This window comes from Gloeothece verrucosa PCC 7822, from assembly GCF_000147335.1.
In the GTDB taxonomy this organism is placed as follows: Bacteria; Cyanobacteriota; Cyanobacteriia; order Cyanobacteriales; family Microcystaceae; genus Gloeothece; species Gloeothece verrucosa.
On record NC_014501.1, the window covers coordinates 3,959,032 to 3,971,843 of the forward strand.

The 12,812-nt window shown below is 41.2% G+C and carries 13 protein-coding genes; 6 read left to right on the forward strand and 7 right to left on the reverse strand.

Annotated features, from left to right (window positions below):
* Nucleotides 1-128 precede the first annotated feature (128 nt).
* From trpS to CYAN7822_RS17510, 3 genes are all read right to left on the reverse strand, one after another.
* Nucleotides 129-1,139: a tryptophan--tRNA ligase gene (gene trpS / locus CYAN7822_RS17500; RefSeq protein ID WP_013323588.1), complete on the reverse strand. Its 1,011-nt coding sequence runs from the start codon at nt 1,137-1,139 to the stop codon at nt 129-131.
* Between the two features lie 120 nt (nt 1,140-1,259).
* Nucleotides 1,260-1,685, reverse strand: a complete 426-nt coding sequence (locus tag CYAN7822_RS17505; RefSeq protein ID WP_013323589.1) for a type II toxin-antitoxin system VapC family toxin — start codon at nt 1,683-1,685, stop codon at nt 1,260-1,262.
* A 4-nt stretch (nt 1,686-1,689) separates the two neighbouring features.
* Nucleotides 1,690-2,442 (reverse strand): hypothetical protein, encoded by a 753-nt coding sequence (locus tag CYAN7822_RS17510; protein WP_013323590.1) that lies wholly within the window; start codon nt 2,440-2,442, stop codon nt 1,690-1,692.
* A 389-nt stretch (nt 2,443-2,831) separates the two neighbouring features.
* On the opposite strand from CYAN7822_RS17510, the gene CYAN7822_RS17515 reads away from it, so the two are divergent.
* Together CYAN7822_RS17515 and CYAN7822_RS17520 are read left to right on the forward strand one after the other, a co-directional pair.
* Nucleotides 2,832-4,013, forward strand: coding sequence for an NAD(P)H-quinone oxidoreductase subunit H (locus tag CYAN7822_RS17515; RefSeq protein ID WP_013323591.1), 1,182 nt, complete (start codon nt 2,832-2,834; stop codon nt 4,011-4,013).
* 344 nt (nt 4,014-4,357) lie between these two features.
* Complete coding sequence (locus CYAN7822_RS17520) at nt 4,358-4,771, forward strand: hypothetical protein (RefSeq protein WP_013323592.1); 414 nt, start codon at nt 4,358-4,360, stop codon at nt 4,769-4,771.
* 157 nt (nt 4,772-4,928) lie between these two features.
* On the opposite strand, the gene CYAN7822_RS17525 is transcribed toward CYAN7822_RS17520, so the two are convergent.
* The 3 genes from CYAN7822_RS17525 to CYAN7822_RS17535 are packed head-to-tail and all read right to left on the reverse strand — an operon-like array spanning nt 4,929 to nt 6,949.
* Nucleotides 4,929-5,993, reverse strand: a complete 1,065-nt coding sequence (locus CYAN7822_RS17525; RefSeq protein ID WP_013323593.1) for a hypothetical protein — start codon at nt 5,991-5,993, stop codon at nt 4,929-4,931.
* An 18-nt stretch (nt 5,994-6,011) separates the two neighbouring features.
* Nucleotides 6,012-6,362: a DUF565 domain-containing protein gene (locus CYAN7822_RS17530; protein ID WP_013323594.1), complete on the reverse strand. Its 351-nt coding sequence runs from the start codon at nt 6,360-6,362 to the stop codon at nt 6,012-6,014.
* 11 nt (nt 6,363-6,373) lie between these two features.
* Nucleotides 6,374-6,949, reverse strand: a complete 576-nt coding sequence (locus CYAN7822_RS17535) for a DUF3611 family protein (RefSeq protein ID WP_013323595.1) — start codon at nt 6,947-6,949, stop codon at nt 6,374-6,376.
* Nucleotides 6,950-7,342: 393 nt separating this feature from the next.
* Between CYAN7822_RS17535 and CYAN7822_RS17540 the strand changes: the two genes are divergently transcribed.
* Together CYAN7822_RS17540 and rdgB are read left to right on the forward strand one after the other, a co-directional pair.
* Nucleotides 7,343-8,302, forward strand: a complete 960-nt coding sequence (locus CYAN7822_RS17540; RefSeq protein WP_013323596.1) for a PRC-barrel domain-containing protein — start codon at nt 7,343-7,345, stop codon at nt 8,300-8,302.
* An 83-nt stretch (nt 8,303-8,385) separates the two neighbouring features.
* Nucleotides 8,386-8,973 carry an RdgB/HAM1 family non-canonical purine NTP pyrophosphatase gene (gene rdgB / locus CYAN7822_RS17545; protein WP_013323597.1) on the forward strand — a complete coding sequence of 196 codons (588 nt, stop codon included), beginning with the start codon at nt 8,386-8,388 and terminating at the stop codon, nt 8,971-8,973.
* A gap of 85 nt (nt 8,974-9,058) precedes the next feature.
* Here the strand turns inward: rdgB and CYAN7822_RS17550 are convergent, their stop codons facing one another.
* Entirely contained in the window at nt 9,059-9,526 is a 468-nt protein-coding gene (locus CYAN7822_RS17550) for a DUF1816 domain-containing protein (RefSeq protein ID WP_013323598.1), read from the reverse strand.
* 653 nt (nt 9,527-10,179) lie between these two features.
* On the opposite strand from CYAN7822_RS17550, the gene CYAN7822_RS17555 reads away from it, so the two are divergent.
* Entirely contained in the window at nt 10,180-10,380 is a 201-nt protein-coding gene (locus CYAN7822_RS17555) for a hypothetical protein (protein WP_013323599.1), read from the forward strand.
* Nucleotides 10,381-10,508: 128 nt separating this feature from the next.
* Nucleotides 10,509-12,812 carry a two-partner secretion domain-containing protein gene (locus CYAN7822_RS17560; RefSeq protein ID WP_013323600.1) on the forward strand — a complete coding sequence of 768 codons (2,304 nt, stop codon included), beginning with the start codon at nt 10,509-10,511 and terminating at the stop codon, nt 12,810-12,812.

Sequence of the window (12,812 nt, forward strand, 5' to 3'; positions counted from 1 at the left end):
TCTGTTCCTACCTCTGGGCGGGGATCAACCAATACAAGGTTATAATTTATTGGTCTTATGATCAATATTGTTCCGCGATTCATCCCATGCCTCACTGCGCGTAGGACGTGGGACTTTGAGCGGGTTAGCTAAAGGACAAGTAAAAAACCAAGAGCTTCTTTAACTCGAGTTAAAGTTTGATGAGCCACTAGATTGGCTTTATGACGGCCTTCCCGTAAAACAGAATCTAAATAGCCTCTATCATTGATAATTTCGGTATATTTTTCTTGAATAGGACTCAGGCTATTGATAACCGCTTCAGTTAGCAAAGGCTTAAATTGTCCCCAACCGAGATCCCCACACTCTGTAGCCACTTCTTCTTTAGTCTTACCAGAAAGTATGGCATATAAATTGAGCAAATTATTACACTCAGGACGTTCAGGATCATCAAAGGTCAATCCTCGAACGGGATCAGTCTTACAACGCTTAATTTTTTTCTCAATCAGTTCAGGTGGATCTAGTAAATTAATACGACTCATATCCGAGGGATCAGACTTAGACATTTTGCTAGTTCCATCCGTTAGACTCATCACCCGCGCCCCTTCTTTGCGGATCAAAGGTTCAGGCACTTTTAAGACCGGTTGAGTCGGGCTGCCAAATTGATCATTGATTCGTGCGGCAATGTCTCGGGTCAGTTCTAGGTGTTGTTTTTGGTCTTCTCCCACAGGAACTTTATCGGCATCATAGAGTAAAATATCGGCAGCCATTAACACTGGGTAATCCAGCAAACCCACACCGACATTTTCTCCTTGTTTTTTCGCTTTTTCCTTGAACTGGATCATGCGTTCGAGCCAGTTTAGGGGAGTGATACAGTTTAATAACCAGGTCAGTTCACTATGAGCGCTGACATGAGATTGTACAAAAATCGTAGAATACTGTAGATCAATGCCACAAGCTAAATATAGGGCAGCTATATTATAAGTATCATGAGCTAATTTTTTGGGGTCGTGTGGAACGGTAATGGCGTGTAAGTCCACCACACAAAAGAAATTATCATATTCGTGCTGAAGATCGACCCAATTGCGAATCGCCCCTAAATAGTTACCTAAATGTAAGTTACCTGTGGGTTGTACCCCCGATAAAACTCGCTGTTTACTCATGCTGGTGATTTTACTTTTAATGCCAGAAGTTTTCCCGCAAAATTGTTATCGGCATATTTTATCATCTTTAGGAGTTATTAACACCAAAATTCAATCTCCTCAAAATCTTGATCTAATTCATCATTGATCTAAATGCCAATTCTCTACCTGTAGGTTCTTAAAGCCATCAAAGTCTGACACATTGTTCGTCACGATAATTAAGTTATTTACATAAGCAATGGCGGCTATTTGACCATCGGCAAAAGGACGAGTTTTACCCATTTTCTTTAATCTCGCTCTTTCTACGCCATGCCACATAGCGGCTTCTGTATTATAAGGAAGTATCGGAATTCTTGGGAGAATGACATTGTTGATAAATTTTTCTATGTTTTGACGTTTTTTAGAAGGGGGTAAGCAGTTACAACCATAAATAATCTCATCTAAAACAATAGCGGCTGTGGCAATTTCTCTTTGATGTTCTTCCAATTTAGCCATCACATTCGCATTAGGACTTTTTCGAGGTATTTCTGATAAAATATTTGTATCAAGCAGGTAACGTAAGCTCACAAATTTACCTCACGTCCTGGGCATCATCTCGCAGATTTTGTAACCATTCTTCGGGTTCTATTCCCTCTTCATCGAGATTATTTTTTTCTCGAAACTCTTGTACAGATTCCCAAAAGTCAAAAGAGCTATTTGACTGCTCAATATAGTCTTTGAGCTTCAAAATAATAAGACTACTATAAGCTCTAAGCTGAGTGAACAAATTTGATAACTCTAACTCGCTTTCCCAATATCTTTTTTGATTGCGTTCAGAAACAAATATTGTATGTTTAGCACTCTCATAAATTTGTTTTAGTGTTGAAATAGAAAAACAATCATAAAAAACGTCAATTGTTTCAGCGAGTATATTAAAACCTTTAACAACTCTCTCAAGATCATCTTTATACTGACCTGTTTTTCCTTCATTAATAAAAAAAAGTGCCCCAAAAAGTCTAAAATAAGCTGTTGAATAATTCTTTAAATAGTATAAACTAATAGCTATAAAATTATCATTAAATTTATCAATGTACTGTTTATAATGTTGAAGTACTCGATTTAAATGCTCCGTTAGTTTTTCAAAAATAACGGTTTTTTGTTGATAGGATTTTGAGTTATCTTTTACTTGCTCTAGACAAAATTCTGTCTCATTGATTAAATTTTTAATTAATATTTTTTCAGAGACTTCGAGAATATCATCAAGATGTTCCTTTAAATATTCAATATTTTTTAAAATATCTGTAGTGAGATTATTTTCAAATCCTTTAAGTTGTAGGTCATACATAATAGATATTTCCTAAAGTTAAAAAAAGCAAATTCATTAATCATTAAAGGACACAGACTTACCTAACTTTTTTTCAAAAAGTCTTATTTTATAATAACAGCCGATTTTGCCTGACGAGCCGCTAAACCATTGAAAATTAATCATGATAGCTCAAGCAAGGGAAACAGTTTATTAAATCCGAGAAAGCGCACATCGCTGCGGAATGCCTGTCGCCTTTTTTCCCTATAAGTTACGAATGGGAGCAAGGACTCCCCTAACTAAACTCAATATTTTTGCTCAAAAGCGTCATTTCTAATTTTCAATCCCTTTATAATGATTTAAACAGAGGTGTCGATTGTCCGACATCAAGGTTAAAACGACATCACCAAAGTGTAGCAAGTCACTAGACCATGAAAATCGAAACCCGTACCGAACCCATGGTTCTTAACATGGGTCCCCACCATCCCTCAATGCACGGCGTTCTCCGTCTAATAGTCACCCTCGATGGCGAAGATGTAGTCGACTGTGAACCCGTCATTGGTTATCTTCACCGAGGGATGGAGAAAATTGCCGAAAATCGCACAAACATTATGTACGTTCCCTATGTTAGCCGTTGGGACTACGCGGCGGGGATGTTTAATGAAGCGATTACCGTCAATGCGCCGGAAAAATTAGCGAATATTGAAGTACCAAAACGGGCGCAATATATCCGCGTGATCATGTTGGAACTCAACCGCATTGCTAACCACTTATTATGGTTAGGCCCCTTTATGGCGGACGTTGGCGCTCAAACTCCCTTTTTCTATATTTTCCGAGAACGGGAAATGATTTATGACCTCTGGGAAGCCGCTAGCGGTTATCGCATGGTTAATAACAATTATTTCCGCATCGGTGGGGTAGCGGTAGATTTGCCCTATGGTTGGGTCGATAAGTGTGAAGACTTCTGTGATTATTTTGACCCGAAAGTGGATGAGTACGAAAGGTTAATCACCGATAACCCGATTTTCCGCCGCCGGGTTGAAGGGGTTGGCACTATTACCCGAGACGAGGCGATTAACTGGAGTCTTTCAGGCCCGATGTTACGCGCTTCTGGGGTGAAGTGGGATTTACGCAAAGTGGACCACTATGAATGTTATGACGATTTCGACTGGGAGGTTCACTGGGAAACGGGGGGTGATTGTTTTGCTCGTTACCTCGTTCGTATTCGGGAAATGCGCGAATCGGTGAAAATTATTCGTCAAGCTCTTAAAGGTCTGCCGGGCGGCCCCTATGAAAACCTGGAAGCCAAGCGCTTGATGGAAGGGAAAAAATCTCAGTGGAATGATTTTGAGTACCAATATATCGCTAAAAAGATTGCTCCTACCTTTAAAATTCCTGCTGGTGAACACTATGTTCGTCTAGAAAGCGGGAAAGGTGAATTAGGCATCTTTATTATTGGTAATGATGATGTTTTTCCCTGGCGTTGGAAAATTCGCGCGGCTGATTTCAATAATCTGCAAATTTTGCCTCATATTTTGAAAGGGGTAAAAGTAGCTGATATTGTCGCTATCTTGGGAAGTATCGACATTATTATGGGTTCTGTAGACCGTTAATTCCCTTTAAAACTTTTATTACTGTTATTTAGCCAGGGATTAAAGTCCCTGGTTATGGTTTAAATGGGCAGGGGAAACGAACAACCCAATAAGCAATAAGGATTAGTCCAAAAGTCGTAAAAAGTAGGCGATAACCTAGAGCGAAATTTTATTAAATTAGTTTTCTATTTTTTTAATATTTATTAATTAAATTGGTAACTTTCTATTCCTTTAGATAGAGTTTTATTTTTGGGTTTAAAATTTATCTAAAATTTTACTTTTGCCTGTGTTAATAAAACTTGTTAGCGTTCAATTCCCTTTTATCCTTCACCTAATACCTAGTTAAAAAAAGTGAGGACAATTTTATGAAAATTCGTTTTTTAAGTGGTTTAAGTGTGGCAGCACTTAGCCTTTGTTTAAGTTGGCCAGTTTTAGCTCAAAATTCTGCCAAACCTGACTCGGGAAATACATCTAACCCAAGCACTTCCGAGACGATGACAGAAGATACACCGTCTCAAACTCCTGAGCAACTAACACCAATGAATGATAAACCGTCGTCGCCTGATGGGTCTTCCTCTACTTCGGAAACTAACAGCGAATCTCAGCCGGGAACAAGTTCGGTTTCTCAGCCAAGATTGGAACAAATGACCAATACTTCTGGTGAAAATCCAAAACCGAGTTCTCAAACCATTGATCCTGTTCAAAATCCAACTAAACCCCAGGTAACCCCAACAACCACAAAACCCCAAAATTCGGTTCCTGATACGATTAAAAAATAACTTTTTACAAGTTATTGAAAGCTAATTAATTACTCTTTGTTTATTGAGTATGGGTGTAAAGAGCTTAGATGATCCTGCCTGATCAGCAGGATTTTTTTATTACACCTTAAATTTTATTCCCTGTTCCCTAAAATCCAGAACTTTGTCCCTCAGTAGTCTAGGAAATGCTATATTGAGGCTTATAAATTTTCCCAGGACTATGATCTGAGTTAATTTCCACCACTAAATCAGCCGCTCCGGGGTTTTGGGTTAAAGGCGTAATAAATAATTCAGGATGTAAAGCTTGCCAAAAATAGTCAACAAATTGCTCAATTTCATCATCACTCATCCCATTTTCTCCCCTGGATCTCATTTGATGTTCTGCTTCTTTACGCCATTGTTTACTGAGGCGATAATCCCGAGGATTTAAGATGATTAAATAGTCTAATCGCTCCCACAAAGGTAAATAATCCTTCAAACGCTGATTACAAGAGCGAGCAAAAGGTTTATCTTCACAAGCAATCGGACAGGATAAGCTTTCAAAAACAGTATCATCAAGGGGGCGAACTCCTACAAACCAACCCTCGAAGATAACAATATCTATTACTCCAGTCAGGGGTTGCGGTTCAATTCTATCCCCTTCACCATTGTAGAGAGATTTTTTAAAACGAGGAATTAAAATTGGTTCAGTTCGCTCAGTTTGAAGGACTTGATCTAAAACTTTTAACCCTGCTTCAAGATCATGAGTCCCAGGAGGCCCACGCCAAATTAAACCTTCCTGAGTTTTTAAAAGTTGTCGTTCTTGATAGGTTTTATAAATATCATCAATGGAGAAGCCAAAACTCCTATAATTCATAGCCGCTAAAATAGTATGGATAATGGTTGTCAGAGTGGTTTTACCCGTTCCTTGACCCCCTAAAATACCGACAATATAGGGTGATCCTTTCCTCTGTTTGGCTTCAGCTAATTGTAAGGCTAAGGGTAACCACAGCCGCCACAGGGTGACTCCTATCATTTCTGAATCTTTTAAGCCTAATTGTTGACTGAGTTGCTTAACTTGGGGATAGACTTGTGTAAACCAAAAGGAGCGCTCTTGAATCTTTTCTAAGCCATTTTCTGCCGTAATTTCCCAAGGGTTGGCGGCTAGAGAGTTAGTTAACTCTTGATTATATAAATCTTTTAACTTTTCTCTTGAGAGTCCCTCACCAGCACTTAGAGATTTTAAACTATCTATAATTGACATATCCCAAGCCACAAAAATTTAAGATCCAAGCTTAAATGCTTCTAGAAATAACCCGTAAATCATGCCCATTTTAAATAAATTTAAAGTCTCGACAAAAAGCCATTGCCGCACTTCCCCGGCTTTTGATGGCCGGCCAGAAAAACGATAAACAAAAATACTCGCCCCTTCTGTAAAGAGCAAAATTAACGCGGCCATCACTACGTCTAAGTCGGCTTTTTGTCCGCCGGTTGTGGAAATTGCTTGAGCGGCAAAAAATCCCCCCAGAAAACCAATTAATAATACAGAAATACGCCGCCAAGGATTACTTAAAAAGCGTTGTATCCTAAAAGCCGTTGCATCGACTAGGGTATTTAGGCGAGTTCGTTGCATAATTTATCTTTTTATTTATTGAGACGATCTAACAGCAATAAAGCAATAACAATCCCGATAAAATGACAAAAAATGGTGTGAGTATTCGCCAAAACTAATAAAATTTCATTCGGTTGCGGCAATTGAGAAGTATTATAAATGGTGGTTCCTTGAGGAAGACTAGACAATTTTTGCCAAAGAACACCGACAAAAGATTCAGCCCCCAAAATCGCTAAGAGCATTCCCAGCAAATTGGCCACTAATCCAAGTTTAATGGCTTGGAGAGTGGATTTTTTGTGCGGACGAATGGCGGGGTCTCCATATTGAATTAATTGGGCAATTTTTCGATAACGGAAGAAAAAGATAAGGCTGATAATTAGGGCTAAAATCCCTCCAGTAGCACAAAAAAGACTGAACCCTGCCCCTTGAATGGTTTTCGTGTCCCCTGCCGCCGTTAATCCAGCCGCCGCTAATAGCAGCAAAACAGCCGCTAACACACCGAAGACTAACTGTAGCCAAAACCCGATATTTCCAGCCATTCTTAAGGTAGAGGCTGCTTTAACGGCTCCCTGGGATAAAGGAGCGGCTAGTTCTCCATCTCTATTCATCACTTTATTACTCTTGTAAAGATCAAGGTTTGAGTTATTCTGTTTTTATTTTCGTATTTTTGGGGAGCAGTTGCCACTCAATAAGGAAAGGGGTTCGACAACTGGCTAATGACTAAGGACTGATCAGAAAATGTCAAACGATTTGTTAGACTGGATAAAAAGGTGTAGCTAACTCAGATCAGTAGGGGAGAGGTAATGTCTAACTCCAACTCTGCTTTCTGAGCTTGTATTTAGGAGGTTAAGCTTCAAGACGCTGTGCATATGCACTCAAAGTGTATGTAACAAAATTTTAATCATAAGCTATTATCAATAAATTAAGATTCGCGGATCATCCTCCTATAAACATTTACGTTAAATTTTTAGAGGAAGCTAGAGCTTCAAACACAGGAAAAAATGGTAACAGAGAACTTTCGTTTACGTTCCGAATATATAAATACTCAGGTGATTACTCGTAACACAGGCAAGAAGTTAGGAGTCGTTAAAGAAATTTTAGTGGATATAGACCGACGGGAAGTCGTGGCCCTAGGATTACGGGATAATATTCTGGCCTTATCGGGAATGCCTCAGTATATGTACCTCTCAAGTATCCGACAAACCGGTGATGTAATTTTAGTTGATGATGAAGAGGTATTCCAACCCATTGATCTAGACGCTTATACTCCTGTAGTTAACAGTGAAGTGATTACAGAAACCGGTGAACCTTTGGGCCGAGTGCGCGATTTTCAATTTTCAGCCGACGAAGGCAGAATCATTTCGATTATTATCGCTTCGATTGGACTGCCGCAAATTCCTGAACAGTTGATCAGTACCTATGAAATCTCAATCGAAGAAGTGGTGAGCAGTGGGCCTAACCGCTTAATTGTCTTTGAAGGAGCAGAAGAACGCCTGACTCGGATGAGTGTAGGACTTCTAGAACGCTTGGGTATTGGTCGCCCCCCTTGGGAAAAAGAAGAAGAGGAAGTCTATTATCCTCCGACTGCCCGTCCGGAGAATCAACTGGGTACAGGTATCCCCGTGCGGACCCCTGTGGAAGCTAAAAAACCTGTGGTAGAAGAACGATGGGATGAGGATGAGTGGGAACCGGTTCGCAATGCGGCTCCTCCTCGACGACAAGAAGCTATGCGCTATCAAGAAGAAGAGTTAGAAGAGGATAATTGGGGCGAAATCCAACGCGAACGCTCACAAAGCTATGAAGATGCGCCAGAACAAGCTTATGATTATCAATATGATGATGTGGCCTCTGATGTCTGGGATGATGATGTGGAACCTGAACCCTATAATCCTCCTCGGGTCAATATTCCCGAAAAACAACGGGAAAGAATCCCTGAATATGAGGAAGAAACCCGTTATTAATCGCTAAAATTGAATTTAACAGCGATCGCACTCTGAAAAAAACATTCTTTTGGGGCGGTCGCTCTCTGTTTATAAGTCAAAATATGAAAAAGTTAATCGTTGCTACCAGTAACCCTGGTAAAATGCAGGAACTCCAAGAATACCTAACTGAATTGGATTGGGAATTACAGTTAAAACCTGACTCCCTAGAAATAGAAGAAACCGGTGAGACTTTTATCGCTAATGCTTGTTTGAAGGCCTCTGGGGTGGCTCTAGCTACGGGAGAATGGGCTATAGCTGATGATTCGGGTTTGGTTGTAGAGGCTCTCAATGGGGCCCCCGGTATTTATTCAGCCCGCTATGGAAATACTGATACTGAACGCATTGAGCGGGTTCTTAAAGAGTTAGGGGAGACAACAAACCGCCAAGCTTATTTTGTCTGTGCTATTGCCATCGCTGAGCCGGATGGTTCCATTGCTTTTAGCGCTGAAGGGATCTGTCAAGGGGAAATTCTCCAAGCACCTAGAGGCACAAAAGGCTTTGGCTATGATCCGATTTTTTATGTTCCTTCTGTTCAACTCACTTTTGGGGAAATGAACCCAGAAATTAAACACAAGATTAGTCATCGAGGCAAAGCTTTTGAAATTTTGTTACCTGTATTGAAACAACAGGGCATAGGACATAAAAAATAAGGAAAAGGGGAAAGCGGCATCAGAAATAGGGCGAGTGTTTTTTACCTATTGCCTTTTGCCTGTTCCCTGTTTCCTCTTGCAGATTTTAGCCTTCCTGAGTCAAGATGCTGGGAGAAGACTGTTCTATCTCGACAAAAATTACCTTAGCTCCTTCTTCTAAAAGATCTTCTATATAGCCAGGTTTACTCGCTTGAGCCTCATTAGCACTATCAAAGGGACCGAAATAATAAAGACATTTTGGCTCGGCAGTGGAAATTTTTACCCACCAAGGTAGCTTAGATTGGGGTGCGGAACTCGTTCCGCACTCCTCTTGATGGTTTTGAACCTCTAGAGGTATAGGTGTAATATTGACAATTTTGCCGCCTAAGCGGGCAATTCTCTTGATCATAGGACTCATTTGAGAGTAAGTAACTCTGAAAGACAACCTACTTCGACGATAAAGAGAACCTCTATTGGCGTTAGTTGGTTGACTGGATATGACAACCTCATAAATAAATACTCGCTCCTGTGTACTGGGAGAATTGTTCTGGCTGGTTCGGTCTAAACTGTCCATAGTTGCTCAATAGTCGCTCAACCTTCTTTAACCTGACTGACGAAAACAGCAAATTTTTGCTGCCCCTGTTAAAAGATTACCAATAGTCGGGCTGAAAACCTCGCTTATTTATAGACCAATCCTTAAATTTACAATTACAGTCATAAAACGCTATCTCCCGAGCGGACCATCTAGACCGTTAACGGCTGAATGAACGCCTCTTAACTAGCTCTGTAGAGCTTAGGTGCTAGTGTAACTTCTCTTGCTAGATGGGGGAAAAGCCGCTTAAAAAGTAAAAAAGGAAAAAGTTAAGGAACATTCGGCAACTTCCTCTCGATTGCCCCTTAACCTTTACCCTTACCCTTTAACTGGAAACTTGTTGACTTATTAATATAATACTATGTATTTGTTTTTTTGGCAATCCTTAATCTATCGTAACAAATTTAACTTTCTCTATAGATTATAACATACTTTAGCCGGTAAGGATTTGAGCGATAGAGTTTAGTGGTCTTACGGATTGCTTTAAGGAGGTTTTTGCCTCGAATAACATAAGTGGATTCACTTTCACTCAAGAAATAAACTTTTCAAACTTTAGGGCTTCTTCGGAAGCCTGGGCATAGCTGAGAGGCTTACTATAACAGTATCAGAAGGAAATGAAATTCAAGGAGTTAACTATGCCAGCTATTAAATTGACCGCTATCGCAACCAGTATTATTTTAGCATTTAGCTTCAGTTCTGTGTCTTTTGCCAAAGAAACTAAAATTAATAATGACGGAGTAGCCACTCCTATTATACAAAAAAATACAAAAACTTCAACTACCCCTCACAAACCCCTCCCCGCCGCAGGCAAGTGTCCCAGCTTTCCAAATTGTTAAATCCATTGAAATTCACTGGTAAGATGAGGATAGGAGCTAAAGTTAGATCAGTTCCCACCAAGCAAAAATTTTAAGTATCGGTTCCTCCTATCCTATTGCCCAGAGTGAGAAGCTCAGACCAGTAAGTAATGAAACTGAATTATTTTTTGAGTACGGCAATTGCTACAAAACTCATAGTCTTATGGCTATTGGCTCCCTCAGCCTCAAGTCAAATTGTCCCCGATAGCACTGTCCCCACAGAAGTTCAACGGGTGGGCAATGAATATAAGATCACTGGAGGCGGAACGGCAGGCAATAATCTTTTCCATAGCTTCCGGGAATTTTCGATTCCCGCAGGGATCACAGCCGTTTTTGAGCAGGGGGCAAATATCAAAAATATTTTTACTCGGGTCACGGGTAGCTCCCTATCTAACATCGAGGGAACTCTGCGGGCTAATGGGATCAATAATTTTTTCTTCATCAATCCCAATGGAATTATCTTTGGGCCCAATGCTCAACTCGATGTGTCGGGTTCCTTTGTGGCTAGTACCGCCAGTAGTATTAAATTTGCTGATGGTACTCAATTTAGCAGCACTAACCCCTCTAGCTCACCAGTTTTAACCGTCAGTGTTCCCCTTGGTTTACAATTTGCGGATAATCCAGGTCCGATCATCAATCGCTCTGTCAGTCAAGTTAAAAACCCTAACCCTCAACTGAGTCCTACTACCGTCGGGCTTCAAATCAAAGCGGGTAATACTTTTGCTTTAGTGGGGGGTGATATAAAGCTAGAAGGAGGTTATGTCACGGCTACAGGAGGACGAGTTGAACTCGGGAGTGTGGGAAATAACAGTTTTGTTGCTCTGACTCCGATTAACCAAGGGTGGCAATTGGGTTATGAAGGCGTGACAAACTTTCAAGACATTGCCCTATCGAATACAAGCACGGTGGATGCTAGTGGTGCAGGAGGAACTGGTGAAGTTAGAGGCAGAAATATTACCCTAACGGGAAGTTCGCAAATTAATGTAAATGCGATAGGAACAGAATCGGCTGGAAGCTTAACTGTTAATGCTTCTGAAGCGATAGAACTGAGCGGAAGACCAACACTCTCACGCCCGAGTGGTTTTTTCGCGGCAGTGCTTACTAGTACCCAGGGGAATGGGGGTAATGTAATCATTAATACACCTCGCTTAACCCTTCAAGAAGGAGCCGCCATTGGTTTAGCGACCACTGGTCAAGGGCGAGGAGGGCAGTTGACGATTAATGCCCAGTTAGTAGAAATTGTGGGAGCAACGGCCAGAGACAATAGTCTATTGACGACTTCTACAGGTGGCCCAGCCGATGCCGGTTCCATCACCATTAACACAGAACGCTTGGTTGTGGCTGATGGAGGAGCAATCGTCGCTATTACAGCCAGTACAGGAAAGGGCGGGATTATTAATATTAATGCTTCTCAATCTGTAGAAGTGACTGGCTCAAGACCACTCCCCGTAAGAGGAGTTATCACACCCAGTCAGATCTCCACTACATCGGGTTATGAGATATTCAATTTCTCCGGAAGCGGAACCGCCGGCAATCTCAACATTAATACCGGCCAGTTAATCGTCTCTGATGGGGGTCGAATTTCTGCGGGCAGTTTCCGAGGAGGAGAGGCCGGCAATTTAACCATTAATGCCCGTTCGATTTCCCTCAATAACGGTAAAATTTTAGCTGAAAGTACGGCAGGCTCCGGCGGCAATATTTTTATCAACGCTTCGAATTTATTAATCCTGCGAAATAATAGCCTCATTTCCGCCACAGCCGGTACGGCTCAAGCCGGGGGCAATGGAGGCAATATTACCATTACTGCGCCCTTTATTTTTGCAGTTCCCAATCAAAACAGTGATATTAGTGCTAATGCTTTTAGCGGCACTGGGGGTAAAGTCACCATTACTGAAACCGGTCTTTTTGGCATAGAATTCCGCGCTCGTTCTACGCCTTTAAGCGATATTACAGCGAGTTCACAGTTAGGAAAACCGGGCAATGTCATTTTTAACCGTCCCGAAGTAGACCCTCAAACCGGTATTGTTACCCTTCCATCTCAAATCGTCGATAGTGAAAAAGTCGTCGCCCAAAGTTGCGGCAGTGGCGGCACTTTAGCGAGGGGAGAATTTGTCATTAAGGGCAGAGGAGGATTTCCCACTGATCCCTACGAAATTCCTGAATTGAATACAGGAATAGCTGATGTGGGGGTTATTTCCAGTTCTTCGCCATCTCCTGTATCCCGTGAGGATGCCCCTAAACAGACTTCAAAGGTTAATGCTGCCCCTGAATCGATTATTGAAGCCCAAGGTTGGATGAGAGATAGTGAAGGTAATGTTATTTTAACGGCTATTGGCTCTCAGGTAACCCCAAGCTCTTCGGGACTCAATTCCACTCAGTGTCAAGGGGAAAAGGCCTTAGACCATAAGCTTTAG

Coding starts and splice junctions, on each gene's coding strand:
- trpS (WP_013323588.1), bottom strand. CDS start 1,139: ATGAGTAAACAGCGAGTTTTATCGGGGGTACAACCCACAGGTAACTTA.
- CYAN7822_RS17510 (WP_013323590.1), bottom strand. CDS start 2,442: ATGTATGACCTACAACTTAAAGGATTTGAAAATAATCTCACTACAGAT.
- CYAN7822_RS17515 (WP_013323591.1), top strand. CDS start 2,832: ATGAAAATCGAAACCCGTACCGAACCCATGGTTCTTAACATGGGTCCC.
- CYAN7822_RS17520 (WP_013323592.1), top strand. CDS start 4,358: ATGAAAATTCGTTTTTTAAGTGGTTTAAGTGTGGCAGCACTTAGCCTT.
- CYAN7822_RS17525 (WP_013323593.1), bottom strand. CDS start 5,993: ATGTCAATTATAGATAGTTTAAAATCTCTAAGTGCTGGTGAGGGACTC.
- CYAN7822_RS17530 (WP_013323594.1), bottom strand. CDS start 6,362: ATGCAACGAACTCGCCTAAATACCCTAGTCGATGCAACGGCTTTTAGG.
- CYAN7822_RS17535 (WP_013323595.1), bottom strand. CDS start 6,949: ATGAATAGAGATGGAGAACTAGCCGCTCCTTTATCCCAGGGAGCCGTT.
- CYAN7822_RS17540 (WP_013323596.1), top strand. CDS start 7,343: ATGGTAACAGAGAACTTTCGTTTACGTTCCGAATATATAAATACTCAG.
- rdgB (WP_013323597.1), top strand. CDS start 8,386: ATGAAAAAGTTAATCGTTGCTACCAGTAACCCTGGTAAAATGCAGGAA.
- CYAN7822_RS17550 (WP_013323598.1), bottom strand. CDS start 9,526: ATGGACAGTTTAGACCGAACCAGCCAGAACAATTCTCCCAGTACACAG.
- CYAN7822_RS17555 (WP_013323599.1), top strand. CDS start 10,180: ATGCCAGCTATTAAATTGACCGCTATCGCAACCAGTATTATTTTAGCA.
- CYAN7822_RS17560 (WP_013323600.1), top strand. CDS start 10,509: ATGAAACTGAATTATTTTTTGAGTACGGCAATTGCTACAAAACTCATA.